23 protein-coding genes are annotated in these 26,474 nt (G+C 72.0%); 15 read left to right on the top strand and 8 right to left on the bottom strand.

The features are described 5' to 3' along the window. Positions 1-123: 123 nt before the first annotated feature. From GXW74_RS19995 to GXW74_RS20005, 3 genes are read right to left on the bottom strand one after another with little or no spacing between them, the layout of a single operon-like run. The gene (locus tag GXW74_RS19995; RefSeq protein ID WP_211848320.1) at positions 124-1,392 is read right to left on the bottom strand and encodes a DNA polymerase IV; all 1,269 of its coding nucleotides are present in this window, start codon (positions 1,390-1,392) and stop codon (positions 124-126) included. 4 nt (positions 1,393-1,396) lie between these two features. Next, positions 1,397-1,786 carry a hypothetical protein gene (locus GXW74_RS20000; RefSeq protein WP_211848321.1) on the bottom strand — a complete coding sequence of 130 codons (390 nt, stop codon included), beginning with the start codon at positions 1,784-1,786 and terminating at the stop codon, positions 1,397-1,399. Continuing rightward, a complete protein-coding gene (locus tag GXW74_RS20005) occupies positions 1,783-2,673 on the bottom strand; it encodes an ROK family protein (RefSeq protein ID WP_211848322.1) in 891 nt (296 codons plus the stop codon). The genes GXW74_RS20000 and GXW74_RS20005 overlap by 4 nt, the downstream gene beginning before the upstream one ends. A gap of 74 nt (positions 2,674-2,747) precedes the next feature. On the opposite strand from GXW74_RS20005, the gene GXW74_RS20010 reads away from it, so the two are divergent. From GXW74_RS20010 to GXW74_RS20045, 8 genes are all read left to right on the top strand, one after another. Further along, the gene (locus tag GXW74_RS20010) at positions 2,748-2,987 is read left to right on the top strand and encodes a sulfurtransferase TusA family protein (RefSeq protein ID WP_211848323.1); all 240 of its coding nucleotides are present in this window, start codon (positions 2,748-2,750) and stop codon (positions 2,985-2,987) included. Then, positions 2,984-3,913: a histone deacetylase family protein gene (locus GXW74_RS20015; RefSeq protein WP_211848324.1), complete on the top strand. Its 930-nt coding sequence runs from the start codon at positions 2,984-2,986 to the stop codon at positions 3,911-3,913. Before GXW74_RS20010 ends, GXW74_RS20015 begins: the two co-directional genes overlap by 4 nt. A gap of 93 nt (positions 3,914-4,006) precedes the next feature. Then, on the top strand, positions 4,007-4,972 hold the full coding sequence (locus GXW74_RS20020; protein ID WP_211848325.1) for a Bug family tripartite tricarboxylate transporter substrate binding protein: 966 nt from the start codon (positions 4,007-4,009) through the stop codon (positions 4,970-4,972). A 34-nt stretch (positions 4,973-5,006) separates the two neighbouring features. Next, positions 5,007-5,264 (top strand): exodeoxyribonuclease VII small subunit, encoded by a 258-nt coding sequence (locus tag GXW74_RS20025; protein ID WP_211848326.1) that lies wholly within the window; start codon positions 5,007-5,009, stop codon positions 5,262-5,264. A gap of 3 nt (positions 5,265-5,267) precedes the next feature. Continuing rightward, complete coding sequence (locus GXW74_RS20030) at positions 5,268-6,188, top strand: polyprenyl synthetase family protein (protein WP_246523729.1); 921 nt, start codon at positions 5,268-5,270, stop codon at positions 6,186-6,188. Continuing rightward, entirely contained in the window at positions 6,188-8,107 is a 1,920-nt protein-coding gene (dxs, locus tag GXW74_RS20035; RefSeq protein WP_211848327.1) for a 1-deoxy-D-xylulose-5-phosphate synthase, read from the top strand. The genes GXW74_RS20030 and dxs overlap by 1 nt, the downstream gene beginning before the upstream one ends. 104 nt (positions 8,108-8,211) lie before the next feature. After that, positions 8,212-9,228: a helix-turn-helix domain-containing protein gene (locus GXW74_RS28445; RefSeq protein WP_211848328.1), complete on the top strand. Its 1,017-nt coding sequence runs from the start codon at positions 8,212-8,214 to the stop codon at positions 9,226-9,228. 336 nt (positions 9,229-9,564) lie between these two features. Next, a complete protein-coding gene (locus tag GXW74_RS20045; protein WP_211848329.1) occupies positions 9,565-10,314 on the top strand; it encodes a TlyA family RNA methyltransferase in 750 nt (249 codons plus the stop codon). A 396-nt stretch (positions 10,315-10,710) separates the two neighbouring features. Here GXW74_RS20045 and GXW74_RS20050 read toward each other — a convergent pair whose 3' ends face one another. After that, positions 10,711-12,300 carry a hypothetical protein gene (locus tag GXW74_RS20050; RefSeq protein WP_211848330.1) on the bottom strand — a complete coding sequence of 530 codons (1,590 nt, stop codon included), beginning with the start codon at positions 12,298-12,300 and terminating at the stop codon, positions 10,711-10,713. 134 nt (positions 12,301-12,434) lie between these two features. Here GXW74_RS20050 and GXW74_RS20055 point away from each other — a divergent pair, with 134 nt between their 5' ends. The 3 genes from GXW74_RS20055 to GXW74_RS20065 all read left to right on the top strand — a co-directional run bounded on the left by GXW74_RS20055 (position 12,435) and on the right by GXW74_RS20065 (position 14,696). Continuing rightward, a complete protein-coding gene (locus GXW74_RS20055) occupies positions 12,435-13,145 on the top strand; it encodes a vWA domain-containing protein (RefSeq protein WP_211848331.1) in 711 nt (236 codons plus the stop codon). Next, positions 13,142-13,834, top strand: coding sequence for a J domain-containing protein (locus GXW74_RS20060; protein WP_211848332.1), 693 nt, complete (start codon positions 13,142-13,144; stop codon positions 13,832-13,834). The genes GXW74_RS20055 and GXW74_RS20060 overlap by 4 nt, the downstream gene beginning before the upstream one ends. A 112-nt stretch (positions 13,835-13,946) precedes the next feature. Further along, on the top strand, positions 13,947-14,696 hold the full coding sequence (locus GXW74_RS20065) for a YbaY family lipoprotein (protein WP_211848333.1): 750 nt from the start codon (positions 13,947-13,949) through the stop codon (positions 14,694-14,696). Positions 14,697-14,850: 154 nt separating this feature from the next. Here GXW74_RS20065 and GXW74_RS20070 read toward each other — a convergent pair whose 3' ends face one another. The 3 genes from GXW74_RS20070 to GXW74_RS20080 all read right to left on the bottom strand — a co-directional run bounded on the left by GXW74_RS20070 (position 14,851) and on the right by GXW74_RS20080 (position 19,193). After that, a complete protein-coding gene (locus tag GXW74_RS20070; RefSeq protein ID WP_211848334.1) occupies positions 14,851-16,287 on the bottom strand; it encodes an amidase in 1,437 nt (478 codons plus the stop codon). Between the two features lie 286 nt (positions 16,288-16,573). Then, the gene (locus GXW74_RS20075) at positions 16,574-18,193 is read right to left on the bottom strand and encodes an ABC transporter substrate-binding protein (protein ID WP_211848335.1); all 1,620 of its coding nucleotides are present in this window, start codon (positions 18,191-18,193) and stop codon (positions 16,574-16,576) included. Between the two features lie 10 nt (positions 18,194-18,203). Beyond that, positions 18,204-19,193: an aminotransferase class IV gene (locus tag GXW74_RS20080; protein WP_211848336.1), complete on the bottom strand. Its 990-nt coding sequence runs from the start codon at positions 19,191-19,193 to the stop codon at positions 18,204-18,206. 119 nt (positions 19,194-19,312) lie between these two features. Between GXW74_RS20080 and GXW74_RS20085 the strand changes: the two genes are divergently transcribed. Then, positions 19,313-20,299 carry a GlxA family transcriptional regulator gene (locus GXW74_RS20085; RefSeq protein ID WP_211848337.1) on the top strand — a complete coding sequence of 329 codons (987 nt, stop codon included), beginning with the start codon at positions 19,313-19,315 and terminating at the stop codon, positions 20,297-20,299. A gap of 96 nt (positions 20,300-20,395) precedes the next feature. On the opposite strand, the gene GXW74_RS20090 is transcribed toward GXW74_RS20085, so the two are convergent. Further along, a complete protein-coding gene (locus GXW74_RS20090) occupies positions 20,396-21,310 on the bottom strand; it encodes a LysR substrate-binding domain-containing protein (RefSeq protein ID WP_211848338.1) in 915 nt (304 codons plus the stop codon). 209 nt (positions 21,311-21,519) lie between these two features. Here GXW74_RS20090 and GXW74_RS20095 point away from each other — a divergent pair, with 209 nt between their 5' ends. From GXW74_RS20095 to GXW74_RS20105, 3 genes are all read left to right on the top strand, one after another. After that, entirely contained in the window at positions 21,520-22,509 is a 990-nt protein-coding gene (locus tag GXW74_RS20095; protein ID WP_211848339.1) for a Bug family tripartite tricarboxylate transporter substrate binding protein, read from the top strand. Between the two features lie 169 nt (positions 22,510-22,678). Then, on the top strand, positions 22,679-24,754 hold the full coding sequence (locus GXW74_RS20100) for a hydantoinase/oxoprolinase family protein (protein WP_211848340.1): 2,076 nt from the start codon (positions 22,679-22,681) through the stop codon (positions 24,752-24,754). A gap of 11 nt (positions 24,755-24,765) precedes the next feature. Next, complete coding sequence (locus GXW74_RS20105; protein ID WP_211848341.1) at positions 24,766-26,424, top strand: hydantoinase B/oxoprolinase family protein; 1,659 nt, start codon at positions 24,766-24,768, stop codon at positions 26,422-26,424. Positions 26,425-26,474: the final 50 nt, after the last annotated feature.

Below are 26,474 nucleotides of genomic sequence, written 5' to 3' on the forward strand. Positions count from 1 at the left end.
ATAGGTGGCGGCGTGTCATCCACACCCAGAATCACACCGCCCCGAGCCGATGCAAGCGGATCAGATTCGCGCCTATGGGGCAGAGCCCCTCTCGGAAGCGCCTTCAGCCGCCCGTCCTGTCCGTCACTCCTCCCGCCCCTTCCTCAGCCCGCGCCCCTTCACCACCGCCGCCTCGCCGAACTTCGCCCGCAGCGCCTCGACTGCCGCCCAGCGCGCCGCGCGCTTCGGCGCCTCCGGGTCCGCGAGGTCGCCGCGGTCCGCCTCCGCTGCCGGCGCCAGCGGCTGCGCGCCGATGCCGATGAGTCGAAAGGCGGTGCCATCGGCTTCCTTCGCGAGCATCGGACGCGCGGCGGCGAACAGCACGTCCGGCAGGCGCGTCGGCTGCGGCAGCCGGGTCGCGCGGGTGCGCGTCGCGAAGGCGGCGGTCTTGAGCTTCAGCGTGACGCCGGCGGCAGCGAGCTCCTTCTCCTTCAGCCGGCGCGCGAGCTTCTCGCACAGGCGCCATAGCGGCGCCTCCAGCGCGTCCTGCGCGGCGATGTCGGTCTCGAAGGTGGTCTCGGCACTGATGCTCTTCGTCTCGCGGTCGGGATTGACGCGGCGTGTGTCCTCCCCGCGCGCGCGGGCAGCGAGCGAGGCCCCGTCCTCGCCGAAGCGCTGCATTGCCTCGCGCGGCGACAGGGCTGCCAACTGGCCGAGCGTCGAGAAGCCCGCCGTCTGAAGGCGCTTCGCCAGCGCGGGTCCGACGCCCGGCAGCAGGGAGACCGGCTGCGGCGCCAGCCAGGCCGCCGCCTCCGTCGCGCCGATCACCGCGAAGCCGCGCGGCTTGTCGCGCTCCGCCGCGAGTTTCGCCATCAACCGGTTCGCCGCGAGGCCGATCGAGACGGTAACGCCGACCTCCTTCTCCACCGCCAGCGCGAAGCGCGCCAGCACCACCGCGGGCGGGGCGCCGTGCAGCGCCTCGGTGCCCGCGAGGTCGAGCACCGCCTCGTCGATCGAGAGCGGCTGCACGAGCGGCGTCAGCGCCTCCATCATGGTGCGGATGCGCCGGCCCTCGTGCACGTATTTCGCCATCTCGGGCTTGATCACCACGGCGTCCGGGCAGGCGGCGAGCGCCTTGAACATCGGCATGGCGCTGCGCACGCCGCGGGTGCGCGCAATGTAGCAGCAGGCGGAGACGACGCCGCGCTTTCCACCGCCGACGATGACCGGCCTGGTCAGCAGTTCCGGCCGGTCGCGCTTCTCGACGCTGGCGTAGAAGGCGTCGCAGTCGATATGCGCGACGGTCAGCCGGAACAGGTCGGCATGCGCGACGACGCGGCGCGACCCGCAGGAGGGGCAGCGCACGAAGGCGGCCTCGGCATGGCGCAGGCAATCGCGGCAGAGCGCCGGCATGGCGCTATCGTCGCACGAGGAACGGCAGTGCCGCCATCCAGAGCAGGAGGGGCAGCATGGCCGCGCGTTCCGCCATGCTGCGCGGGGCGCGTCCGGCGGCGAGGCCGCTGGCTTCGAAGGCCAGGCCGAGCGCGGCCTCCAGCAACAGCACCAGCGCGACGCCGACCGCCGCGGTCGTGCCGCGCGCCATGCGCCCGGCCGGCCGCGGCAGCCGCCCGGCCGCGATCCACGCCGCGGGCCAGAGCAGCGCCGCCATCACCGCGGCCTCCGCCAGCGCCGCGGCCATGCCGCCGAGGCGCGGTGCCAGCACCAGTTCCCGCACCGGACCGAGCACCGTGCCCAGCACGAAGGCGAGCGCGGCGTAGAGCGCCCCGGCGCCGGCCGCCGCGCTCATCCGGCATCCCACAGCCGCGCGGCGCCGAAGACGCCGGAGGAATCGCCATGGCGCGCCCGCACGATCGGCGTGCGGGCCACGTCGCCGAAGACGTGGCGGGCCATGATGGGCGGCACGTCGCGGTAAAGGTGGTCCATGTTGGACAGCCCGCCGCCGAGCACGACCACGTCCGGATCGAGGATGTTCGCGATCATGCCGAGGGCGCGCGCCAGCCGGTCCGTGTGCCGCGCCAGTGCCGCGGCGGCCTGCGCGTCGCCGGCGGCGGCGCGTCCGGGCAGCCGACCCGCGTCGCGCGCGCCGGGACCGTCGCAATCGGCGGCCAGGCCGGGGCCGGAGAGGTAGGTTTCGAGGCAGCCATGCCGGCCGCACCAGCAGCGGGGGCCGGGGAACTCGGCCGGCATCATCCAGGGCAGCGGCGTGTGGCCCCATTCGCCGCCGGTGCCGTTCGGCCCGTCCAGGATGCGGCCGGAACTGACGATGCCGCCGCCGACGCCGGTGCCGAGGATGACCGCGAAGACGGTGCGATGGCCCGACCCCGCGCCATCGGCGGCTTCGCTCATGGCCAGGCAGTTGGCGTCGTTGGTGACGCGTACCTTCTGGCCCAGCGCGGCTTCCAGGTCCTTGTCCAGCGGGTGGCCGTTCAGCTCCTGCGAATTGGCGTTGCGCACGAGGCCCGTGGCCGGGCTGAGGCTGCCGGGAATACCGACGCCGATGGTACCGCGCTTACCGGTCTCGCGCTCGGCGCCATGCACAAGGGCGGCGATCGCCTCGATCAGGTCGGGGTAGCCTGGCGGCGTGGGCACCCGCCTTCGCAGCCGCACCGCGCCGTTGCGGTCCAGTGCCGCGATCTCGATCTTCGTTCCGCCCAGGTCGATTCCGTACCGCATGCCTCCAGGGTGGTCGGCGCCTGCTCGCGCCGCAACCCTGGACGCCGCCGCGCCGGGGTGCTGGACTCCTGTCCATGAGCGATACCCTGCTCGACGTGAAGGGCCTGACCTGTCCGCTGCCCGTGCTCAAGGCCAACAAGGCGCTACGTGGCCTGCCGGCGGGGGCGCGGCTGACGGTGCTCGCCACCGATCCGGCCTCGGTCGCGGATTTCCGCGCCTTCTGCAAGGAGACGGGGCACGCGCTGGTTGCCTTCGGGGAGGAAGCCGGCGCCTATCGCTTCGTCATCCGCAAGCGCGAGGACCCGCCGGGGTGAGCGTTCTTCTCCTGACCCATCGCGCCTGCCTGCATCACGACCCCGGCCCGCACCACCCGGAGTGCCCGGACCGGCTGCGCGCCGTGCTGAAGGCCCTGGATGCCGGCGAATTCGCCGACCTGATCCGCGACCAGGCGCCGCTCGCGACGGTGGAACAACTCACCCGCGTGCACCCGGAGAACTACGTCTCCGCCATCCTGGCGATCCGGCCGGAGCCGGATGACCGCGTGCCGCTCGATGGCGACACCATCATGTCCTGGGGGAGCGCCGAGGCCGCGCTGCGGTCTGCCGGCGCCGCGGTGGCGGCGGTGGATGCGGTGATGAAGGGCGAGGTCCGCCGCGCCTTCTGCGCCACCCGCCCGCCCGGGCATCACTGCGAGCCCGCCCGCCCGATGGGATTCTGCCTGTTCGCGAATGCCGCCGTCGCGGCGCGCCACGCCCAGGCGGAACACGGCGCCAAGCGCGTCGCGGTGGTGGATTTCGACGTCCACCACGGCAACGGCACCCAGGCCTGCTTCGAGACGGACGGCTCGCTGTTCTATGCGAGCAGCCACCAATGGCCGCTCTATCCCGGCACCGGCGATGCGAACGAGCATGGCGTCGGCAATATCCTCAACGTGCCGCTGCCGCCGGGGGCGGATGGCATGGCCTTCCGCGCCGCCTGGGGGGATCAGATCATTCCCGCCCTCGAAGCCTTCGCCCCGGACCTGCTGGTGATCTCGGCGGGCTTCGACGCCCATGCGGCCGACCCGCTGGCGCAGCTTCGCGTGCGGGAGGCCGATTTCGCCTGGGTGACGGAGGCGCTCTGCGCCATGGCGGAACGGCGCTGCGGCGGGCGCGTCGTCTCCCTGCTCGAAGGGGGCTACGACCTCGATGCGCTGGGGCGCTGCACCGCGGCACATGTCAGGGCGCTGATGCGGGCATGACAGGGGCGGGAGCGGGGGCCTCCGTGGCGATGCCACTTGCCCCCGGTCCTGCCCCGGCCCTATCAGCGCGCCGTGATCCGGGAAGGAGACGCCATGAACCGCCGCGCCCTGCTGGCCGCCCTGCCGGCTGCCGCCCTGCTGCCTGCCGCCGCCGGCGCCCAGGCCTGGCCCGATGCGCCCATCCGCGCCATCGTTCCCTTCGCCCCGGGCTCGGCCACCGACACCGTCTCCCGCGTCCTGGCCGACGGCATGCGTCCGACGCTCGGACAACCCGTGGTGGTGGAGAACCGGGCCGGCGCCAATGGCCTCATCGGTGCCGAGGCCGTCGCCCGCGCTGCCCCGGACGGCAACACGGTGCTGATCGGCACCAATTCCACCAATGCCGCGGCGAATGCGCTCTTCCGCCGCGTCCCCTTCGACATGGAGAACGGCTTCATCCCCGTCTCCACCATCGCCACCGTGCCGCTGCTGGTGGCGGTGAAGGCGGACAGCCCCTACCGCACGCTGGCCGAACTGATCGCCGCGGCCAAGGCGCGGCCGGAAGCGATCACCTTCGCCTCGGCGTCGTCGTCGCAGCGCGTCGCGACGGAATCGCTGGCGGCGATGGCCGGCATCAAGATGCTGCACGTGCCCTATCGTTCCTCGCCGCTCGCGGTGCAGGATGTGCTGAGCGGGCGCGTGGACCTGTTCATCGCCGACCAGGCGGTGATCCTGCCGCAAGCCCAGGCCGGCGCCCTGCGCATCCTCGCTGTCACCTCCGGTCAGCGTTCCGCCGCGGTGCCGGAGGTCCCGACGGTGCGGGAAGCAGGCGGCCTGCCGGACTACGAGGTGATCGCCTGGTTCGCCCTTTTCGTGCCCGCCGGCACGGCGGCCGACCGCGTCGCGCGGCTCAACCGGGCGGTGGTCGCCTCCCTCGAACTGCCGGAGACGCGCCAGCGCCTCGGCACCTTCGGCATGGCCATCCGCCCCTCCACCCCGGAGGAGGCGGTGGCCTTCGTCCGCGCGGAGACGGTGAAGTGGACCAATGCCATTCGCCAGGCCGGCATCGAGCCCGAATAGCTCCCGGCCCGGATGGCTGGTAAAGTGGCCTGACATGGCCAGGACATCCAAGTCGGAGGGCGAGATTCCCTCCGACATCGAAACCCTCACCTTCGAGCAGGCGCTCGCCGAGCTCGAAGGCATCGTGAAGGCGCTGGAAAGCGGGCAGGGGGCATTGGAGGCCTCGGTCACCGCCTACCAGCGCGGCGCGGCGCTGCGCGCCCATTGCGAACGCAAGCTCGCGGAAGCCGAGCAGAAGGTGCAGGCCATCGTCGAGGGCCCGTCCGGCCTCACCCTCAGGGACGTGGAATAGGTCATGGACACCCCCCCGGCCGCGGCCTCCGACGAGGCCCTGCGCGCCGCCATGGCCGAGGCGGCAGCCGAGATCGACGCCGCGCTGGACGTGCTGATCCCGCGCCCCGAGGGGCCCGAGTCCCGGCTATTCGAGGCCATGCGCCACGCCGCCATTGGCGGCGGCAAGCGCCTGCGCGGCTTCCTGGTGCTGGAAGGCGCCCGCCAGTTCGGCGTCGGGCGCGATTCGGCCCTGCGTGCGGCCGCGGCGGTCGAGATGCTGCACGCCTATTCGCTGGTGCATGATGACCTGCCCTGCATGGACGACGACGACCTGCGCCGCGGCAAGCCGACCGTCCACAAGGCTTTCGACGAGGCGACGGCGGTGCTCGCCGGCGACGCGTTGCAGGCCAACGCCTTCTATGCCCTGGCCGAGCCCGAGACGCATGCCGACCCGGCGGTGCGGGCCGAGCTCTGCCGCGGCCTGGCGCGGGCGGCTGGCCCGCGCGGCATGTGCGGCGGGCAGATGCTCGACATGCTGGCCGGGGAAGCCGGCGGCCCGCTCGAGGAAGCCGAGATCGGCCGGCTCCAGCTCCTCAAGACCGGCAAGCTGATCGAGTTCGCGGCCGAGGCCGGTGCCATCCTCGGCAAGGCGCCGCCGCAGCTTCGGCACGCCTTCGCCGCCTATGGCCGCGACCTCGGCGCCGCCTTCCAGATCGCCGACGACCTGCTGGATGCAACCGCCTCGGCCGAGGAGGCCGGCAAGCGCACCGGCAAGGATGCCGAGGCCGGCAAGGCGACACTGGTCGGGCTGCTCGGCATCCCGCGCGCGCGCCTGCACGCGGAAAGACTTGCGGCGCAGGCCGCCGCGCATCTGGACGCCCTGGGCGGGCGTGCCGATCTGTTGAGGGCGCTCGCGGACTACGCGATCGCGCGGAGGAGCTGATGACCCGCCCCGCCACCCCCCTGCTGGACCGCGTGAGCGTGCCGGCCGACCTGCGCAATCTCTCCGCCGACCAGCTCAAGCGCCTGGCCGAGGAATTGCGCGCGGAGACGATCGACGCCGTCTCCGTCACCGGCGGGCATCTCGGCGCCTCGCTCGGGGTGGTCGAGCTGACGGTCGCGATCCATGCGGTGTTCGAGACGCCGCGCGACCGCCTGATCTGGGATGTCGGCCACCAGGCCTACCCGCACAAGATCCTGACCGGGCGGCGCGACCGCATCCGCACCCTGCGCCAGGGCGGCGGGCTGTCCGGCTTCACACGGCGGTCGGAATCCGAATACGACCCCTTCGGCGCGGCGCATTCCTCGACCTCGATCTCCGCCGGCCTCGGCATGGCGGTGGCACGCGACCTCAAGGGCGACGACCGCAACGTCATCGCCGTGATCGGCGACGGCGCGATGAGCGCCGGCATGGCCTATGAGGCGATGAACAATGCCGGCGCGTCGAAGGCCAACCTGATCGTCGTCCTCAACGACAACGACATGTCCATCGCGCCGCCGGTCGGCGCGATGTCCGCCTATCTCTCGCGCCTGATCTCCTCGCGCCCTTTCCTCAGTCTGCGTGAGCTGATGGCACGCGTCGCGCGGCGCTTCCCCGCGCCGCTCGAACGCGCGGCGCGGCGCGCCGACGAATACGCCCGCGGCCTGCTGACCGGCGGCACGCTGTTCGAGGAGCTGGGCTTCTACTATGTCGGCCCGGTGGACGGGCACAGCCTCGACCACCTGCTGCCGGTGCTGCGCAACCTGCGCGACACTGACCATACCGGGCCGATCCTGCTGCATGTCGTGACCCAGAAGGGCAAGGGCTATGCGCCGGCGGAGGCCTCCGCCGACAAGTACCACGGCGTGCAGAAGTTCAACGTCATCACCGGCGAACAGGCCAAGGCCCCGCCCGGCCCGCCTTCCTTCACCAAGGTCTTCGCCAATGCGCTGATCGCCGAGGCCGAGGCCGATGAGCGCATCGTCGCCATCAACGCCGCCATGCCCTCCGGCACCGGCCTTGATCTGTTCGGCAAGCGCTTCCCGAAGCGCTGCTTCGATGTCGGCATCGCCGAACAGCACGCCGTCACCTTCGCCGCCGGCATGGCGACGGAAGGGATGAAGCCCTTCTGCGCCATCTATTCCACCTTCCTCCAGCGCGGCTACGACCAGGTGGTGCATGACGTCGTGCTGCAATCCCTGCCGGTGCGGCTTGCCATGGATCGCGCCGGGCTGGTCGGCGCCGATGGCGCGACGCATGCGGGCGCCTTCGACATCGCCTATCTCGGCTGCCTGCCGAACATCGTGCTGATGGCCGCAGCCGACGAGGTCGAGCTGATGCACATGGTCGCCACGGCGACGGCGATCGACGACCGCCCCTCCGCCTTCCGCTATCCGCGCGGGGAGGGCTTCGGGCTCGACCTGCCGGCGCGCGGCTCGGTACTGGAGATCGGCAAGGGCCGCATCCTGCGCGAGGGCGGTTCCATCGCCATCCTCTCCTACGGCGCGCGCCTGCAGGAATGCCTGAAGGCGGCGGAGGAACTCGCGACACATGGCCTGTCCTGCACCGTCGCCGATGCGCGCTTCGCCAAGCCGCTCGACACCGCCCTGGTGGAGCGCCTGGCGCGCGAGCACGAGGTGTTGATCACCATCGAGGAAGGCTCGATGCTGGGCTTCGGCGCCATCGTCATGCAGCATCTCGCATTGCGCGGCCTGCTCGATTCCGGGCTGAAGATCCGCCCGATGTGCCTGCCCGACCGGCTGATCGAGCACGATTCGCCACGCAAGCAGTACGACGACGCCGGGCTGAACGCGCCGCATATCGTGGCGACGGCGCTCGCGGCGCTGGGACATCAGGCGAGCCAGCGGCCGGCCCGGGCCTGAGGCTCCCGGCGGGGGGGGGGGGACGAGCCGCCAAGCTGTTCCCGAGGCCAAATGACAGCTATCTAGGCCTCCTGTCCGGGACAGGGGCCGCCTCGCCGCACGCGATGAGCACGCAAGTCTTCTCCACGCGCGCCGTGCCGGCCGATCAGCAGCTCGATGCCTGGCGATCCTGGTTCGAGCCGGTCTTCGATGTCGCCAAGCCCGATGACGGCACCGCGCAGGGCTTCGAGGCCGAGAGCGCGGTCCGCATCCTCGGCGGCGCGGTGTTCAGCCAAGTCACCACGCCGCACATCCATGCCATCCGGGGCATGCGCAACATCCGGCGGGATCCGGTCGATCACTGGTCGATCACCGTCGGTACGCGCGAAACGAGGCTCACCCTTGCCCGCGGCAGCCTCGCCGTCCCGGCCTCGACCCCCTTCGTGGTCTGCCTCGGCGAGCCGGTCGAGAGCGAGCGGGAGGCGGATGAGCGTCTCCAGCTCTACCTTCCGCGGGACCGCTTCGCCTCGCTGGCGCCAGTGCTGGACCAGGCGAGGGGCACGCCGATGCTGGGTCCGACCGGCCGCCTGCTCGCGGACTACCTCCGTCTTCTCGCGCGGTCGCTGCCCGGTCTTCCGGACGAGGACCTTCCCCGCCTCAGCGAACCCATCCGGGCCATGGTCGCCGCCTGCGTCACCCCCGTGGGCGCCGTTTCGGAGCTTGCCGCCGAGCAGATGGACCTGACGCGGCTGGAGCAGGTCCGGCAGGCAATTCGCCGGCGGTTGAGCAGCGCGACACTGACAGCCGGCTCGCTCTGCCGCGAGGTGGGCATGTCGCGCAGCCAGCTCTACCGGCTGCTCGAGGGCGAAGGCGGCGTGATCCACTACATCCAGCGTCTGCGCCTGCAGGCGAGCCACGCGGTGCTGTCCGATCCCCACGACATGCGACCCATCGCGGCGATCGCCGAAGCCTGCGGCTTCTACGATCCCTCGACCTTCAGCCGGGCCTTCCGGCGCGAATTCGGCGTCGCGCCATCCGATTTCCGCGTCGCCGCCAGGGTCGGGGCGGCCCCGGCAACGGCCTGGAGGCCGTTGATGGAGGCGGAGACGCGGAGCCTGGGCGCCTGCCTGCGCGGCTATTGAACGAGGCTCCGCCTCGTGCTCCGCTCGGGGGCGCCGCCCCCGAGGCCCCCGCCAGGGGACCGGGTCCCCTGGACCTCCCTGACCGCGTGCCTTCGGTGGAGCGGCGGCATGCGTGGGCGTGGAACGGGGCGGCAGGGGCCGCGAGAGCGGTCCTTGGCTCCCTGCACCGGCCGATCCGGAGGTCGCCGAGATTGGCGGCGACGGTCATCGCGAGCGTCGCCGAACCTTCGGTGCGCCCCGCCGGCGGCAAGCGGACGGAACCGCCCGGGCCTGGACGCATCCAGCCCGGCGCGCGCATCTTCCGGCCATGTGCACGCCCTTCCCGGCCCGGCAGCAATGACACCACGGCCCGCACGACAGCGCGCCGACCTCGCTTTGGTCGAGCGCGGCCTCGTCGACTCCCGCGCCAAGGCACAGGCGCTGATCCTCGCCGGCAAGGTGTTTTCGGGGCAGAAGCGCGTCGCCAAGGCCGGCGACCTGCTGGCCGAGGGCACGCCGCTCGAGGTCCGCGGCCAGGACCATCCCTGGGTCAGCCGTGGGGGCATCAAGCTCGCGCATGCGCTGGCGCATTTCGGCCTGTCGCCGGCGGGGCGGATCGGCCTCGACATCGGCGCCTCCACCGGCGGCTTCACCGACGTGCTGCTGCAGCACGGCGCGGCGAAGGTCTATGCCGTGGACGTCGGCCACGGTCAGCTCGACTGGAAGCTGCGCAACGACCCGCGCGTGGTGGTGCTGGAACGCACCAACGCCCGGTACCTCACGGCGGAGCAAGTCCCGGAAGCGCCCGGGGCCGTGGTCTGTGACGCTTCCTTCATCGGGCTGCGCACGGTGTTGCCGGCGGCGCTCGCGCTGGCCGCCCCCGGCGCCTGGGCGGTGGCGCTGATCAAACCGCAGTTCGAGGCCGGGCCGGAGAAGGTCGGCAAGGGCGGCGTGGTGCGCGATCCCGCGATGCACGAGGAGGTCTGCGCCACCATCCGCACCTGGTGGGAGGCGCTGCCCGGCTGGCGGGTATTGGGCATTGAAGCGAGCCCGATCACCGGGCCGGAGGGGAACCGGGAATTCCTGATCGCGGCCGCGAAGGCGTGACGCTGCGGCGGTATTGTTCCGCGAAGGGCGCCGCCCCCCCCTGCCAAAGGCCACACGCCCTTCGGAACCCATCACTTGAGTTCTCGCGGGTGCAGGGGACCGTGTCCCCTGCTGGGGGAGCATGAGGGGGCGACGCCCCCTCATGCCAGCGGCCGCTGCTCGCGACCGCGGGCATGAGGCTTTTCCTGCCCTCAGGTGCCGGGCGCAAACCTCCGGTTTGCTTGGCTTCGCCGGACCACCGGCGGGCCGCATTCGCGGCCTCGGCACGAGTCAAGATTTCGTGCCGCAGGTATCAGTCCCTGCCCGAGGGCGCCCGGGCAGGATCCTGCGCCCCGGCCTTCTGTTTCGCTGGCCCCTGCGGTGCCAGACCCGCCGGAAGGCCGTGAGCGCCGCCGTTCAGCGCGCCTCGGCGGTGATCCCGAACATGCGCTGCGCCGCGGCTGCGTTCGGCGGCGGGCCTTGCACCTGCTGCAGCGTCACCGGCTGCGGCGGGTTGGCGCGGATCTCCACCGTCTGGGCCTGGCCGCGGATGAAGCGCTGCACGGCGTCGCGGATAGGGTCGAGCGTCGCCACCCCCGGCTGGGTCAGCGCGCCGCCGGCCATCGCGGCATATTGCTCGCGCAGCTGGGCCTCCGGCGTTCGCGTCTGCGCTGCCTGCATGGCGAGGAAGCGGCCGAACAGCGAGGCGTCGGCATAGCGGAGGCCGAAGGAGAGCAGCCGTGCCGACGAGAAATCCCCCGCCTGCATCTGCTGCTGCGTCAGGCCGTCCAGCGCCACCGCGAAGGAGAGCGCGCCCACCTCCCGCCCGGCGATCGACAGGTCGCGGATCTCGACACGTCCCGCCGCACCGTCAAAGGCGGTTTCGGCGGTGATCTCGCCCTCGATCGCCTGGTAGCCGAAGCGCGTCAGCCAGTCCGCGATCACCGGCAGCGGCTCCACGCGGATGCCGCGGAAGGCGACCGTACCGGTGCCCGAGCCGTCGGTGCGCGTCACATCCGCCGCGATGCGCATCTCAGCCAGGCCGCCGACCGGCCGCCCGCCCGCGGTGAGCTCGAGCCCGTCGAGTTCGATCGCGGCCTGCCCGACCAGGCTCGGCGGCGTCTGCTGGCGCATCACCGCGGCGAGCGTGGTGCCGAAATCCATCCCGCTCATATTGAAGCGGCCAAGACGGAAGGCGTCGACGAGGCCGGCGTCGAGGCCGCCCATCTCCAGCCCTTCCAGGGACATGCGGGAAGGCTGCCCGGCGATCCAGTTCTCGACCGAGGCGGTGGCGAGGCGCATCGTTGTCGTGCCGGTGGCCTCGACGCCTTCGACGCGCAGCGCCTCGAGCCGCACCTGATCGGGCTCCGGCGGTCCGCCGGCAGTGTTGCGGGGCACCGTGAGCCCGCCGATCCGGATGGAGGCGACGCGCACATTCGTGCCGGCCTCCTCGGTCGCGAAGCCGCGGATCAGCGCCTCCGCAACGCCATCCTCGCGCAGGCCGTTGAGGGTGACTTCCTCGGCGGTGGCGCGCTTGCCCGGGCGCTCCATCACCACGGCGGTCATGCGCACCTGTTCCCCGGCAGGGTCGAGGGCCTCGGCGGCGCCGTAGGAGAGGCGGACGTCGCGACCCATCAGGCCGCGCAGCCGCGTGATGGCTGCGGGCTCGTTGGCCGGGACGGGCTGCGGCACCGCTGCCTGCGGGGCCGGTGCGGCGGGCGCCTGGGCGGCCGGCGGCTGGCCGGGCTTCCCTGGCGCCTGGGCTGTCGGCGGGGTGACCGGGGCGGCGGGGGCCCGCGCCGCAGGCGGCGGGGCGGGCGCGAAGCGTGGGCCCGGCCGCACCTGCTGCGGTGCGCCGAGTGGCGCCGGCTTCGTCGTGGGAAGCGCCTGCTGCGGGGCGCCCTGCGGCGCCGGCTTGGTCTGGGCCAGTGCGGCGCCGGCGAGCGCCAGCCCTGCGACCGTGGCGAGCGCTGCGGCCCTGAAGCCGATCCTGGCTGCTGCGTGCATCCGGCGAACCTCCTGTTGCGGCGGCGCAGTAAAGCCCGTGGCGCGATCCGCCGCCAGCACTCGCGGGACGATCTTGGCGTGGGGTGTGAGCAGTTTCACATGTCGGATCCAGAGCCCATCATGGGACCAGAGACATGACCCGCCCGCCTGCCCGCACCGGACCTGGCACCGAGGTCGCCGCCTTCCTCGAGAAGGTGGCGCAGCTCCCGGCGGCGCGGCCGGCGCGTGGCCGGCCGGGGCGGCTGGTCTTCGCGGTGGATGCCACCGCCTCCCGCCAGCCGGCCTGGGACCGCGCCTGCGCGCTGACCGGGGAGATGTTCCTCGCCACCCGGGACCTCGGTGGGCTTGCCGTCTCGCTCGCCTACTGGCGTGGCTTCATGGAGTTCGCCGCGACACCTTTCCTGACCGACGGCGCGGAGCTGGCGCGGCGCATGTCCACCGTGTCCTGCCTCGGGGGCCAGACGCAGATCCTGCGGGCCCTGCGCCATGCCCTGGCGGAATCCCGCAAGGAGAAGGTCGGCGCCCTGGTGCTGGTTGGCGACGCGGTGGAGGAGGATGTCGACGCGCTCTGCCACGCGGCAGGCGAACTGGGCCTGTTCGGCACGCCGGTCTTCTGCTTCCACGAGGGCGCCAACCCGGTGGCGGGCAACGCATTCCGGCAGATCGCGAAGGTCTCCGGCGGCGCCTATGCCCCCTTCGATTCCGCCGCCGCCGAGACGCTGCGCGAGCTGCTGCGCGCGGTGGCGGTCTATGCTGCCGGCGGGCGCGCGGCGCTCGCGGCCCTGCCGGGGGCGACGGCGGCACGCATCGCCGGCCAGTTGCCGCGCCCGAAAGGGGCTTCATGACCTGGCTCGCCCTTGGCGCGCTGGCGCTGCTGCTGCTGTTCGCGGCGCTGTCGGCCTTTGCCCGGGCACCGGTCGCCACCGTGAAGAAGGCGGTGGCGTGGATCGCCGGCGGCATCGGCGTGGTGCTGCTCGCCGCGGTGCTGTTCAGCGGCCGCGGGCTTCAGGCGATCTGGACGCTTGCGTTCTTCGCGCCCCTGCTGGTGCAGGCCTGGCGGTCGTGGCGCAGCGCGCGCACCTTTTCGCGCGGCGGCCAGCCGCAGCCGGGGCAGCAAAGCCGTGTCACGACCGCGACGCTCGAGATGGTGCTGCACCACGACAGCGGGCGCATGACCGGGACGGTGACGCGCGGCCGCTTCGAAGGGGCGGATCTCGGAGATCTCGACCTTCCTGCGCTGCGCGCCCTGCTCGCGGATTGCGCCGCCGAGGACGCGGAGAGCGTGCCCCTGCTGGAGGCCTGGCTCGATCGCAGCCACCCGGACTGGCGGGCGGAAGCGCCGCGCCCGCCCGCCGAAGGACCGATGACGCGTGCCGATGCGCTCGCCATCCTTGGCCTCGCCGAAGGCGCGACAGAGGAGGATATCCGCGCCGCCCATCGCCGCCTGATGCGCGCCGCGCACCCTGACCAGGGCGGCAGCGCCTGGTTGGCGGCGCGGCTCAACGCGGCGCGGGACCTGCTGCTGGGGGGATAGGCGGCGCAGGATGTGCCGCGTGCATCACCTTCCGCCACGCGCTGCATGTCGCGCCATCGGCCTGTGCCGCCATGGCCGCAATGTTGCCGACCTGGACCGGCAGGGTGACAGCATGAACGCCACCCGCCGCGCGGCTTTCGCCGTTCCCATCGCCGCCCTCGCCGCCATGGCGGCGGCCATTGCCCAGGATGCCGCCATCACCGGCACCGTCACCTACCGGGAGCGCATGGCCCTGCCGCCCGGCGCGGTGCTGGAGGTGGACCTGCTCGACATCTCGCGCGCCGATGCGGCGGCCGAACGCATCGCGGCGATGCGCATCGAGGCGACGGCGCAGCCTCCCATTCCCTTCACCCTGACCTTCGACGCGTCGCGCATTGACGAGCGCAAGACCTACGCCGTCGCAGCGCGCCTGCTGGTCGGCGGCCGGGTGCTCTTTCGGAATGACGTGGCCCACCCCGTGCTGACGCGTGGTGCCGGGACGCATGCGGAGATCCTGCTCCGTCGCGTCGCCACGCCGGCCGGACAGGCCGCACTGATCGGCCCGAACTGGATCGCCGAGGATATCGGCGGCCGTGGCGTGGTGGACCGGCTGCGGACGGAGATCACCTTCGGCGCCGAGGGGCGCGCCTTCGGCAGTGGCGGCTGCAACCGCTTCACCGGCGGCTACACGCTGGAAGGCGAGCGCCTGCACTTCGGGCCGATGGCCTCCACCAACATGGCCTGCACGCCGGCGGCGATGGATCAGGAGGCGCGCTTCCACGCCGCCCTGGCCGAGATACGGGGATACCGCATCGAGAACGCCCTGCTGCATCTGTTGGATGAGCGTGGGGATGCGCTGGTGCGGCTGGCTCGCGCCGATTGAGGGGGCTTTGCCCCCTCAAGCTCCCCCAGCAGGGGACACGGTCCCCTACACCCGCGGATCCTTGAGTCATGGTTTCCAAAGGCCCTGCGGCCTTTGGCGGGGTGAGCCCGAGAGGGGCGGCGCCCCTCTCGGAACCTTCCCCCCACCCAACGCCTCACGCCAGCGGCGGTCGGAATTGCGCCCATGGCCGCGCCCGTTCCAGCAAGGCCCCGAGGCGGAGCACGTCCGCCTCCGCCCCCCAGCGGCCGACGATCTGCAGCCCGGTCGGCAGGCCATCCGCACCGAAGCCGGACGGCACGGACAGCGCCGGATGCCCGGTGAGGTTGAAGGGGTATTGCGGCGAGGTCCAACCCTGCCGGGTGATGCCGCACTTCACGCCGTCCACCTCCACCTCGTCATGCGCCGAGTCGAAGGACGCGGGCAGGGCGGTGCGCGACATGGTCGGCATCAGCAGGGCATCGTACTGTTCCAGCAGCGCCTGCACCGCCCGGAACAGGCGGGTGCGCGCGAATTGCGCCTCACGGAACTGAACGAGGGAGAATTCGGCGCCGCGCTCCATGGCGACGATCGTCGCCGGGTCCATCTCGTTGCGCCAGCGCGGCAGGTAGGGCGCGAGCAGCACGGCGAAATTCGCCTGGTACAGGACGCGGCCCTCGTACTCCATCCAGTCGATCGCCTCGGTCACTTCCTCGACCTCCGCGCCCATCTCGGCGAAGGCGGCGAAGGCGGCGCGGGTGTTCTCGGCCATGTCGGCAGCCACGCGGGGATTGGCGAGGCGCATGAAGCAGCCGAGCCGCAGCCCCGACAGGTCCTCGCCGACGAGGGCGGGCGACAGAGGCCTCGGCGGGGCCGCGCCCGCTGCCCAGGGATCGGCCGGCGCCGGCCCGGCCAGCACGTCGAGCATGACGGCGGCATCCGCCACGGTGCGCGTCATCGGCCCGGCGTAGCCGTGATTGGCGAAGGCGTCGCGCGCGGTCTCCAGCGGGACGGTGCCGAGCGTAGGCTTGAGCCCGACGACGCCGCAGCAGGCCGCCGGCCCGCGGATGGATCCGGCGCCATCGGTGCCGACGGCGAGCGGCGCGATGCCAGCGGCCACCGCCGCCGCGCTGCCGCCCGAAGACCCGCCGGAGGTGCGCGCCAGGTTCCAGGGATTGCGCGTGACACCGAAGGCAGGGCCGTCGGTCAGGCCCTTCACGCCGAACTCGGGCAGCGTCGTCTTGCCGAGGATGATGGCGCCGGCGGCGCGCAGCCGCGCGACGATGACGTTGTCCCGCGCGGCCGGCGGCGCGTCGTCGAAGATCCTCGAACCGTTGCGGGTCGGAAACCCGGCGATGTCCATCTGGTCCTTGATGACGACCGGGACGCCGTGCAGCGGGCCGAGCGGCGCCCCGGACATGACGGCCTGCTCGGCGCTGCGCGCGGCCTCGCGCGCCCGCTCACCCATCATGGTGATGAAGCAGTTGAGCCGGGGTTGCTCGCGCTCGGCCGCGGAGAGCGCGGCCTCCACGTACTCGACGGGTGAGAGCCGCTTCTTGCGGATCAGCGCCGCTGCACGGCGCGCGGACATGAAGAGCAAGTCGGCGTCACTCATGAGGAGGTTCCGGTTCGGCGGGTTATGGTTGACGTGCCGGTGTCCCGGAGGCGGCCGGAACAGCGGGCGGGGCAGGCGGCATGGGGCCCGACCGGGCCCCGTGCATGCGGATGCGCATCGCTCCGGGTGGCGGTTCGGCCGGCCGATGCAGTGGTCCTGGTGTCGCGTTCAGCTGCCAGGCGATCCCTGCGCACGCCGCCGCCGAGCCTCGCCACCGAAGGGTCGGCAGCAAGACGCCGCGGCAGCGGGCACCGGCCGGGGCGGCCTCACGCCTCCGGAAGCCGCTCTATCGCGTCACTTCGACGTTCCACATCACCGTCACCGGTGCCTGGACCAGGCCGCGCACGCTGCACCGGTGGGCGAGCGGACGCACGAACTGGCCGAGCAGCGCTGCCGGCATGAGGCGTGCGGCGGCGAGTTGCATCTCCTCCACCAGCGCCCGGCGTCGGGCCGGGTCGGTCTCCTTCAGCCAGGCCTGGCGCGTATCGAACAGCGTCTGGTCGCAAGCCCAGCCGGCATAGCCGGTGCCGTCGCAGGCGCTCGAGAGCAGGAAGTTCGAGGCCGGGCTGTCCAGCTCGAAGGCGAAGGCCAGCATCGGGAACATGTTCCAGCCGCCCTGGGCCGGCGGGTCCCGGCGATTGCGCCGCGCCATCATCGAGGCGAAGTCGGAGAACTGGACGTCCACGACGAAGCCGGCCTGGCGCATCTGCTCGGCCGTCACCGTGGCGATGATGCGCAGGGAGTCGTTGTCGCCGGGCGCGATGAAGACCACCGGGGTGCCGGAATAGCCGATCGAAGCCAGCAGACGCCGTGCCTCGGCCTGGTCCTGGGTACGGTTCGCGCCGGTGCCGGCCTCGGTCTCGTTGGCGCCGCCGCAGGCGAAGTAGCTGTAGCACTCGCGCATGCCCGCCTCGGCGTCGGCGCCGACCGCCGAGACGATGTCGGACTGCCGCACCGCAAGCTGCAGGGCGCGGCGCGCCTCGGGGCGGTCGAAGGGCGGGTGCAGGAAGTTCATCCGCGTGAAGGCGACCCAGCCCTGCGGATTGGTCGAGGTGATGACGATGTCTCGCCTGGCGCGCAGCACGGGCATCAGGTCGAGCGGCGGGGAGGAGCAGATATCGAGCTCACCGCGCTGGAGGGCCGCGACCGCGGTGGCGGAATCCGGCATCGCCATCCACTCGACGCGATCGATCTTCACCACCTTGCCGCCCGACAGGTAGCTCGGCGGTTCCGGGCGCGGCTTGTAGCCGGGGTTGCGCTCATAGACGAGGCGGTAGCCCTGCCGGTGTTCGTCGCGCAGGAAGCGGAAGGGGCCGGAGCCGACGACCTCCGGCACGGCGCGCGTGGGGTCGGTGCGCGCCTCCCTCTCCCGCATGACGAAGAGCGCCGAGGAGGTCGGCTTCGCCATCGCCTCGAACAGGAAGGGCGTCGGCGCGTCGAGGCGGATGCGGAAGCTGCGCGCATCCACCGCTTCGGTCCGCAGTCCCATGCCGGCGAGCTGCCGCCCGGCCGTGTCGCGGCTTGCCCAGCGCGCGATGGAGGCGAGCACGTCCGCCGAGGTGACGGGCGAGCCGTCATGGAAGGCAAGGCCGTCGCGCAGGCGCATCGTCCAGACCGGGCGGTCGCGGTCCGCCTCCACGCTCTCGACCATCTGCGGCTGCGGGCGGAACTGCCCGTCGAGCGAGAACAGCGTGTCGTAGACGAGGTAGCCATGCTCCTGCGTCACCAGCAGCGGGCTGACCACCGGGTCGAGCGTCGTCGGCTCGGAGGAGGCGGCGTAGCGCACCACGCGCGGCGCACGCTGGGCGGCGGCCTCGCGCGGCGACGTCGCGACGGCGGGCACTGCCGTGAGGCCGGCGAGGGCCGCGCGGCGGGTCATGGCGGTGGCCTTGATGTCCTCGTGCATGGGGGCCTCCTCAGCGAGGCGTCGTCGCGGGGATCAGGGCGCGCCCCGAGGCGAGGCTGCCCGGAGCCTCGGCGGCGTCGAGGCCCGGCGGGTAGGGCACCGGCGTGGTCTCGGCCGCATCTGCGTGCCGCACCCAATAGAGTTCGCGCAACGTCATCGAGAGCGGACCTGGCGCTCCATTGCCGAGGATCCGATCCTCGATCCGCACCACCGGCATCACGCCGCCCGCCGTGGTGCAGGTGAAGATCTCGTCGGCGTCCAGCAACTCGTCGCGTGACACGCGGCGCACCTCCGCCGGGATGCCGCGCTCGGCGCAGATGTCGAGGATGGTGCGGCGGGTGATGCCCTCCAGCGCCCCGGCGTCCGGGGTAATGACGCGGCCGTCGCGCACGATGAACACGTTGAAGCCGGGACCCTCGGCAACGCTGCCGTCGGGGGCGAGCAGGATCGCGGTGTCGGCGCCGCGGTCATAGGCCTCGAACAGGCTGCGATCGAGGTCGAGCCAGTGGTAGTTCTTGACCGTGGGATCGACGGATTCGGCGCCGATGCGCGGGATCGAGCTGATGATGGCGCTGATGCCGCTGACCTGCCGGTCCGGCGCCACCACCCAGACGAACGGCACGGCGTAGGCGATCAGGTTGTTGCGGCACAGCCGCAGGTCGCGCGAGCCCTGCGGCGGCCGTCCGCGCGTGCAGATCATGGCGACGAAGGCGTCGCGCAGCCCGGAGCGGCCGACGCATTCCATCAGCACCTGGCGCAGCCCGTCGCGGTCGAGCTGCGGCGTCATGCGCAGCGACGCCATGGAGGCGGCGAAGCGGTCGAGATGCTGTTCCAGCCGGAAGAAGCGCCCGTCCCAGACATGCACCACGTCGTAGGTCACGTCGGAGCGCGAGAAGCCGTAGTCGAAGACAGAGATCTTCGCTTCCTCGGCCGGGACGAAGGCGCCGTCCACATAGGCTACGCCCCGGTAACCGGACGTCACGCCTGTTGCCTGATCCATCGTCGCCCTCCCGCCTGTTGCGCCCGCAGCCTAGGGCCGGCGGCGCGGCGGATACTTGACGTTTTCGGCGGCCGATGTGACGAAATCGGCGATATGCCGGGAAAGGAAGCCGCCTGGGCATGCGCTGCGTCGCTCTGCTCGTCGTGCCGCCGGTGACGGATCTGGACGTCGCGATTTGCCACGGCCTGCTGCGCGTCGCGCAGCATTTCGCCGCGGTGCCGCCCGAGATCCTGGTGCTGACCGGGACGGGCGCGCCGGTTGCCTGCAGCAATGGGCGGATGGTGACGCCGACGCATGACGACCCCGCGGCGATCGCGGCGCCCGATGTCGTGCTCATCCTGTCGAACCTTCGCTCACCACGCAGCGCCTTGCGGCGCTTCCGCCCTTGGCTCGCGCAGGTGGCGCGCCAGGGCGCGCTGATCGGCGGCGCGGATTACGGCGTGCAGATCATGGCGGTCTGCGGCCTGCTGGATGGCCACGTCGCGACCACCCACTGGGACATCGCGGAGGCGATGCGCGAGGAGTTCCCGCGCACGCGCTTCGTCGAGACGCTCTACATCCGCGATCGCAGCCGCATCACCTGCGCCGGGCACCTCGCCCTGGTGGACATGATGATGGAGGTGATCGGCGAGATCTGCGGCGATGCCGTGCGCCGCATGGTCGCGGTCGAGATGCTGGCACCCGCCCGGCGGGACGCGGAGACGCCGCAGCGCATCGGGGCGATCACCGATGTCCATGCCGGGCGGGATCCGCGCTTCCTGGCTGCGGTCGCGCTGATGCAGGCGCATATCGAGACACCGCTGCGGCTGCCGGCGATCGCCGCGCAGTCCGGCCTGTCGGCGCGCCAGCTCCACACCGTCTTCCTGCGCGAGTCAGGCCAGGCGCCGCGCGACTACTACCTGGAATTGCGCCTGGACCGGGGGCGGACGCTGCTGCGCTTCTCGGCGCTCGGCATCCAGGAGGTGTCGCTGGCCTGCGGCTTCGCCTCCGCCACCGCCTTCGCCCGGGCCTTCCGCGCCCGTGCGGGCATGTCGGCGCGGCGCTTCCGAGCGCGCTACGCCAATCGCCTCGCGCCGGCCCTTGCGCGCGGGAGGCGGGCCGAGTGAGCGCGTGGCCGTCCCGTTCGCCTTGGCGAGCGCCAACCGCTCCTGACGCTTGACGTCGCCAGGAACGTCTTCACCCGACCAGGCGGTTCCATCCGTTCAGGATCTGGTCCGGCGCCCGACTTCGGCTTCGGCCAGGAGCCAGTCCCGGAAGCTGCGCAGCGCAGGGAGGTCGGCCGAAGCCTCCGGATAGGCCAGGACATACCCCTCGCCGGCATCGAGGGGCTGGTCGAAGGGGACGACAAGCCGGCCGCCGGCAAGTTCCTCCGCCACCAGGAAGCGTGGCATCAGGGCGATGCCCAGCCCCTGGGCGGCCGCCTCGGCGACCATCGCATGGTGATGGAATTGCGGCCCGCGAAAGCCGTCTACGCCGCTCGCGCCTGCCATTGCCAGCCATTCCGCCCAGGCGCGCGGCCGCGTCGAGTGCTGCAGCAGGGTGTGGTGCGCAAGATCCGCGACCGTCGCCAGCCCGCCCCCTTCCACCAATGCCGGGGCGCAGACCGGCACGCGGAGGTCGGCCACCAGGCGGTGGCTCGCGATGCCGGGGCGCGTGCCGGCATCGAGCATGATCGCGGCATCCACGTCCTCCGCCGCGAAGTCGAGCGGCGTGGGCCGCGTCGTGTAGTTGCGGAAGTTCACCACCACGCGGCGATGCACCGCGTGGAAGCGCGGCATGCGCGGCATCAGCCAGCGTGTGCCGAAGGTCGGCTGCACCGCGAGGGTCAGCGTCCCGCCGGCCCCCTGATGGGCCAGCACTTCGAGCGTCGCGCTCTCGATCCGCGCCAGTGCGGCGCGGACCTGCGGCGCGTAGGCCGCCGCCGCCGCCGTCAGCGCCAGGCGCTGCCGCACGCGCAGGAAGAGCCGCACGCCGAGCAGCGCTTCCAGCCCCGCGAGTTGCCGGCTGACGGCACTCTGCGTCAGGTGCAGCTCCTCCGCGGCGCGGGAGACGGAGAGGTGCCGGGCGCAGGCCTCGAAGGCCTGCAGCGCGGCGGTTGGAGGAGTGTGGCGACGCATGGTGGATCCCGACTTCATTCCATTCCGTCATGAAGGCATGAGGGAGTATCGGTTGCCAGCCCCAGGCAGGCCGCCGAACACTGGCCTCAACACGGAGCGGGGATGTCCCGCCCCATGCGGCTGGTGCATGAACGGCGCCGCCTCAACGCCGCCGGGGCCAACCCGGCGACACGGGAACGCTGGGCCGGACGGTGAAGCAAGGAGGCATCATGACCGACTCGTTCCGTCCCCTGTCGCGCCGCGCCGTCCTCGGCGGTGCCGCCGTCGGATTGGCGCCGCTCGCGCCGGCCCGTGCGGCCTGGGCGCCGCAGCAGCCCATCCGGATCCTGATCGGCTACCCGCCCGGCGGCGCGGTGGACATCCTGGTGCGGATCATCGCCGAGGGCGTGCAGCGCCTGCGCGGCGTGAGCGTGGTGCCGGAGGTGCGCAGCGGTGCCTATGGCTTCATCGCCGCCCAGGCCGCCGCGCGCTCCGCGCCCGACGGCTATACGCTCGCCAGCGCCATCATGGGCATGATGAGCGTCGCGCCCGCCATTCCCGGCATTCCGATCCCGCTCGACCTCGATCGCGAGCTGACGCCCGTCACCGCGCTCGCCGGCACGCCGATGGCGCTGGTGGTGCGGCCGGATGCGCCCTTCTCCGACATCGACGGGCTGATCGCCTATGCGCGGCAGCGCGATGGGGCGGCGACCTTCGCCTCCTCCGGCAACGGCTCGATCAACCAGCTCGGCGCCTTGCTGTTTGCCAATGCGGCGGGCGTCACGCTGAACCACGTCTCCTATCGCGGCGGGGCGCCGGCGATGCTCGACGTCACCGCTGGCCGCGTGGACATCATGGTGGCGAATGTGGCGGAGGTCGCGCCGGCAATCCGAGGTGGGCAGCTCAAGGGCTTCGGCGTCACGGCGCGGGAGCCGACGCCGCTGATGCCGGAACTGCCGCTACTCGCCGTGCGCTTCCCGACGCTCGAGATCAACAACTGGTTCGGCCTGGCCGGCCCCGCAGGGCTGCCGGTTGAGGTGCGGGACGGGCTCGCCGGCCTCTTCGAGGCCACGCTACGCGACCCGCAGACCACCCGCACGCTGATGGAGCGCGGGCTGATCCCGCTCGGCGAGAGCGGCGCGGCCTTCGAGCAGCGCATCCAGCGCGACCGCGCGCGCTGGCGCCAGGTGGTGCAGGCCAACAACATCCGCGGCGACTGATACGGGCGGCGGCGATGATCGACTCATGGGCCATCGCCGCCTGTAGCCGCCTTGGTCGTGCGCGCGGCCGCCCCGCCAGCCCCGCGCGCCATACGATCGGCGCAAGGCGCCGCCCGCATGATCCCGCCTGACCCTTTCCCTCATCGCATCGCTGCGTCCAAGGAGCACCATGGCTGCGTCGCTTTCGCTCGGCATCGACATCGGCGGCACCTTCACCGACCTCGTCGTCCTCGACCCCGCCGATGGGCGGGCGGTGATCTGGAAGGAGAGCACCACGCCCGACGATCCCTCCCGCGGGGCGATCACCGGACTGATGCGCCTGCTGGAGAAGGGCGGCATCGCGCCCGGCTCGATCGGCCGCGTCGTGCACGCCACCACGCTGTTCACCAATGCGCTGATCGAACGCAAGGGCGCGGCGACGGGTCTGCTGACGACGGAGGGCTTCACCGACGTCCTCGAGATCGGGCGGGAACGCAAATACGAGCTCTACGACCTGTTCCTGGAGATGCCGGCGCCGCTGGTGCCGCGGCCCTGGCGGCGCCCGGCGCTGGAGCGGCTGGCGCCGGATGGCAGCGTCGAGCGCCCGCTCGACGTCGATGCCGCGCTGCGGGAGGTGGAGGCGCTGGTCGCCGCGGGCGTGACCAGCCTCGCCATCTGCTTCCTGCACGCCTATGCCAACCCCGCGCATGAGCGCCTGGCGGCCGAGGCGATCGCGAAGCGCTTCCCCGCGCTGTCGCTTTCCCTGTCCTGTGACATCGCGCCGGAGATCCGTGAATATCCGCGCATGGTGACGACGGCCGCCAATGCCTATGTGCGGCCGATCGCCGCGACCTATCTCGACACGCTGGAAGCCGCCTTGCAGCGCGCCGGGATTCCCGGCGGGCTGTTCCTCATGCTCTCCAATGGCGGGCTGACGCATGTGGCGGAGGCCAAGCGCGCGCCCGTGCAGTTGCTGGAAAGCGGACCGGCGGCGGGCGCATTGGCCGGCGCCTGGTTCGGGCGCCATGCGAAGCTGGATCGCGTGCTAGCCTTCGACATGGGCGGCACCACCGCCAAGCTTGCGCTGGTCGATGACGGCGAGCCGATCGTTGCCTGGGGCTTCGAGGCCGCCCGCACCAAACGCTTCCTGCGCGGCAGCGGCCTGCCGGTGCAGATCGCCACGGTGGAACTGATCGAGATCGGCGCCGGCGGCGGATCCATCGCACGGCGCAGCGAGCTCGGCACGCTGCATGTGGGGCCGGAGAGCGCCGGCGCGCAGCCGGGGCCGGTCTGCTACGGCCGCGGCGGCGCGGAGCCGACGGTGACGGACAGCGACCTCGCGCTGGGGTATCTGAATGCCAACTTCTTCCTCGGCGGCACGATGACGATCGATGCCGGCAAGGCGGGGGCGGCGCTGGGCGGGCTCGCCGGGACACTTGGGCTTGATGCGGCGCGCGGCGCCTTCGGCATCCATGACGTGGTGAACGAGAACATGGCCGGCGCCGCGCGTGTCGCCATCGCCGAGCGCGGCCGCGTGCCGCAGGACTACGCGCTGCTCGCCACAGGCGGCGCGGCCCCGGTCCATGCCTGGCATGTCGGGCGCAAGCTCGGCGTGACGCGCGTCGTCTGCCCGCCCGGCGCGGGTGCGGGCAGCACCATCGGCATGCTGATGGCGCCGGCGCGCATCGATCGCGTGGCGTCCTTCAACGCGCGGCTTGCGGCGGTGGATTGGGACGCGGCGGCGCGCATCTTCGACGCGCTGGAGGCGGATGCGCTCGCCGTGGTCGCGGCCACAGGCGCCGATCTCCCCCGCCGCGCCGTCCGACGGCTGGCGGATATGCGCTATGTCGGCCAGGGCTCCGAGATCACCATCGTGCTGCCGGACGCACTGACGCCGGACACCGTCCTGGCCGCCTTCGAGGCCGCCTACCGTAGCCTGTTCGGACGCACGCCGCCTGGCGCCGCGGTGCAGTTCGTGGCGCTGCGCCTATCACTGTCCGCGCCCATGCCGGGCTCGGGCGGGGCTTTGCGGCTGGACGGCCTCGGTGCCGGTACGACGGCACTGAAGGGCCACCGCGCCGTGCACTTCCCCGATGCGGGCGGCGAGGTCCACACCCCGGTCTATGACCGCTACGCGTTGCCGACCGGAACGCGCCTCGAGGGCCCCGCGGTGTTCGAGGAGAACGAGAGCACCTTCATCGTCGGCCCTGGCGCGCGCATCGACGTGCTGGCCGACGGATCCATCCTCGCCGAGCGCATTGCCTGAGGAAGCCGCAGATGAACGACTTTGCCCTCCCGGCCACCCGCAGCTTCGATGCCGTCGAGCTGGAACTGCTCTGGCGCCGCCTGATCTCCCTGGTGGACGAGGCGGCGGCGGCGCTGGTGCGCACCTCCTTCTCCACCCTGGTGCGTGAATCCTACGACTTCTCCTGCGTCGTCACCGATGCCGCCGGGCAGTCGCTGGTGCAGGCGACGGAGAGCATCCCCTCCTTCATCGGCACGCTGCCGGAGACGGTGAAGCATTTCCTGCGCTTCTTCCCGCCGGAGACGCTGGCGCCGGGCGACGTGCTGATCACCAATGATCTCTGGCTCGGCACCGGGCATCTGCCGGACATCACGGTGGCCAAGCCGATCTTCCGCGATGGCCGGCTGGTGGCCTTCAGCGCTTCGACCGCCCATGCGCCGGACATCGGCGGCAAGATCCGCAGCCCCGAACCGCGCGAGGTGTTCGAGGAAGGGCTGCAGATCCCGCCGCTCAAGCTGATGCGCGCCGGCGTCACGGATGAGACGCTGGTCGCGATCCTGCGGCAGAATGTCCGCACGCCGGATCAAACGCTGGGCGACCTCTGGGCACAGGTGGTGGCGCTGGATCTGATGGAGGAACGCCTTCTTGTGCTGATGGAGCAGGCCGCGCTTGCCGACCTGACGGACCTTGCCGCCGAGATCCATCGCCGCTGCGAAGGCGCGATGCGCGATGCCATCGCAGCATTGCCGGATGGCACCTACCGCAGCGAGCTCAAGACCGACGGGCTGATGGACACGCCCATCACCATCCGCCTCGCGCTCACGGTGAAGGGCGACACCATCACCGCCGACTTCACCGGCACGGATGCGCAGGTGGACCGGGCGATCAACTGCGCGCTCTGCTACACCTATGCGATGGTCATGTACGGGGTGAAGGTCTGCACCAGCCCCACCCTGCCGAACAACGAGGGCGCCTGGCGGCCGATTTCCATCGTCGCGCCGCCTGGCTGCATCGTGAACCCGCAGTTTCCCTCCCCGGGCGGATCGCGCATGCTGATCGGGCACTACCTGCCGATGCTGGTCTTCGGCTGTCTCGGACAGATCGTGCCGGAGCGCGTCATGGCTGCCTGCGGCTCGCCGATGTGGGGGATCAACCAGTCGGGCGTGCGCGATGCCGGTGACGAGAAGGGCAAGCCCTACGCCAACATGTTCTTCTTCAACGGCGGCATGGGCGGCAACGTGCATGGCGATGGCATCTCCTGCCTGTCCTGGCCCTCCAACGTCTCCTCCACCGCCGTCGAGATCAGCGAGCACATCGCGCCGCTGCGCATCCACCACAAGCGCCTGCGGCCCGACAGCGGCGGGCCGGGGCGCCATCGCGGCGGGCTGGGGCAGGAGATCCTTCTCGAGAGCCGCTCGGAGACACCGATCGCCGTCTCCTTCCTTGCCGAGCGCACCATCTTCCCCGCCTTCGGCATCGAGGGCGGAATGGACGGCGCGCCGGGCGTGCTCAAGATCAACGGCGAGACCGTGGATCCGAAGCGGCAATACGTGCTGAAGGGCGGCGATACCGTCTCCCTCGCCACGCCGGGCGGCGGTGGTCACGGTGATCCGCGCGCAAGGTCGGCTGCGGCGGTTGCCGCCGACCTCGCAAATGGGCATGTGACGGACGCCTCGCCTTACGGGCAATAGGCAGGGCGTCGGCAGTCTGGCGATAGCTACATCGGCCGTCGGCTCGATTT

It is taken from the genome of Neoroseomonas eburnea (assembly GCF_018129005.1).
Classification (GTDB): Bacteria; Pseudomonadota; Alphaproteobacteria; order Acetobacterales; family Acetobacteraceae; genus Neoroseomonas; species Neoroseomonas eburnea.

Excerpts from the sequence above, each read along its gene's own strand:
- GXW74_RS19995 (WP_211848320.1), bottom strand. The coding sequence starts at position 1,392 with ATGCCGGCGCTCTGCCGCGATTGCCTGCGCCATGCCGAGGCCGCCTTC.
- GXW74_RS20000 (WP_211848321.1), bottom strand. The coding sequence starts at position 1,786 with ATGAGCGCGGCGGCCGGCGCCGGGGCGCTCTACGCCGCGCTCGCCTTC.
- GXW74_RS20005 (WP_211848322.1), bottom strand. The coding sequence starts at position 2,673 with ATGCGGTACGGAATCGACCTGGGCGGAACGAAGATCGAGATCGCGGCA.
- GXW74_RS20010 (WP_211848323.1), top strand. The coding sequence starts at position 2,748 with ATGAGCGATACCCTGCTCGACGTGAAGGGCCTGACCTGTCCGCTGCCC.
- GXW74_RS20020 (WP_211848325.1), top strand. The coding sequence starts at position 4,007 with ATGAACCGCCGCGCCCTGCTGGCCGCCCTGCCGGCTGCCGCCCTGCTG.
- GXW74_RS20025 (WP_211848326.1), top strand. The coding sequence starts at position 5,007 with ATGGCCAGGACATCCAAGTCGGAGGGCGAGATTCCCTCCGACATCGAA.
- GXW74_RS20030 (WP_246523729.1), top strand. The coding sequence starts at position 5,268 with ATGGACACCCCCCCGGCCGCGGCCTCCGACGAGGCCCTGCGCGCCGCC.
- dxs (WP_211848327.1), top strand. The coding sequence starts at position 6,188 with ATGACCCGCCCCGCCACCCCCCTGCTGGACCGCGTGAGCGTGCCGGCC.
- GXW74_RS28445 (WP_211848328.1), top strand. The coding sequence starts at position 8,212 with ATGAGCACGCAAGTCTTCTCCACGCGCGCCGTGCCGGCCGATCAGCAG.
- GXW74_RS20045 (WP_211848329.1), top strand. The coding sequence starts at position 9,565 with ATGACACCACGGCCCGCACGACAGCGCGCCGACCTCGCTTTGGTCGAG.
- GXW74_RS20050 (WP_211848330.1), bottom strand. The coding sequence starts at position 12,300 with ATGCACGCAGCAGCCAGGATCGGCTTCAGGGCCGCAGCGCTCGCCACG.
- GXW74_RS20055 (WP_211848331.1), top strand. The coding sequence starts at position 12,435 with ATGACCCGCCCGCCTGCCCGCACCGGACCTGGCACCGAGGTCGCCGCC.
- GXW74_RS20060 (WP_211848332.1), top strand. The coding sequence starts at position 13,142 with ATGACCTGGCTCGCCCTTGGCGCGCTGGCGCTGCTGCTGCTGTTCGCG.
- GXW74_RS20065 (WP_211848333.1), top strand. The coding sequence starts at position 13,947 with ATGAACGCCACCCGCCGCGCGGCTTTCGCCGTTCCCATCGCCGCCCTC.
- GXW74_RS20070 (WP_211848334.1), bottom strand. The coding sequence starts at position 16,287 with ATGAGTGACGCCGACTTGCTCTTCATGTCCGCGCGCCGTGCAGCGGCG.
- GXW74_RS20075 (WP_211848335.1), bottom strand. The coding sequence starts at position 18,193 with ATGCACGAGGACATCAAGGCCACCGCCATGACCCGCCGCGCGGCCCTC.
- GXW74_RS20080 (WP_211848336.1), bottom strand. The coding sequence starts at position 19,193 with ATGGATCAGGCAACAGGCGTGACGTCCGGTTACCGGGGCGTAGCCTAT.
- GXW74_RS20085 (WP_211848337.1), top strand. The coding sequence starts at position 19,313 with ATGCGCTGCGTCGCTCTGCTCGTCGTGCCGCCGGTGACGGATCTGGAC.
- GXW74_RS20090 (WP_211848338.1), bottom strand. The coding sequence starts at position 21,310 with ATGCGTCGCCACACTCCTCCAACCGCCGCGCTGCAGGCCTTCGAGGCC.
- GXW74_RS20095 (WP_211848339.1), top strand. The coding sequence starts at position 21,520 with ATGACCGACTCGTTCCGTCCCCTGTCGCGCCGCGCCGTCCTCGGCGGT.
- GXW74_RS20100 (WP_211848340.1), top strand. The coding sequence starts at position 22,679 with ATGGCTGCGTCGCTTTCGCTCGGCATCGACATCGGCGGCACCTTCACC.
- GXW74_RS20105 (WP_211848341.1), top strand. The coding sequence starts at position 24,766 with ATGAACGACTTTGCCCTCCCGGCCACCCGCAGCTTCGATGCCGTCGAG.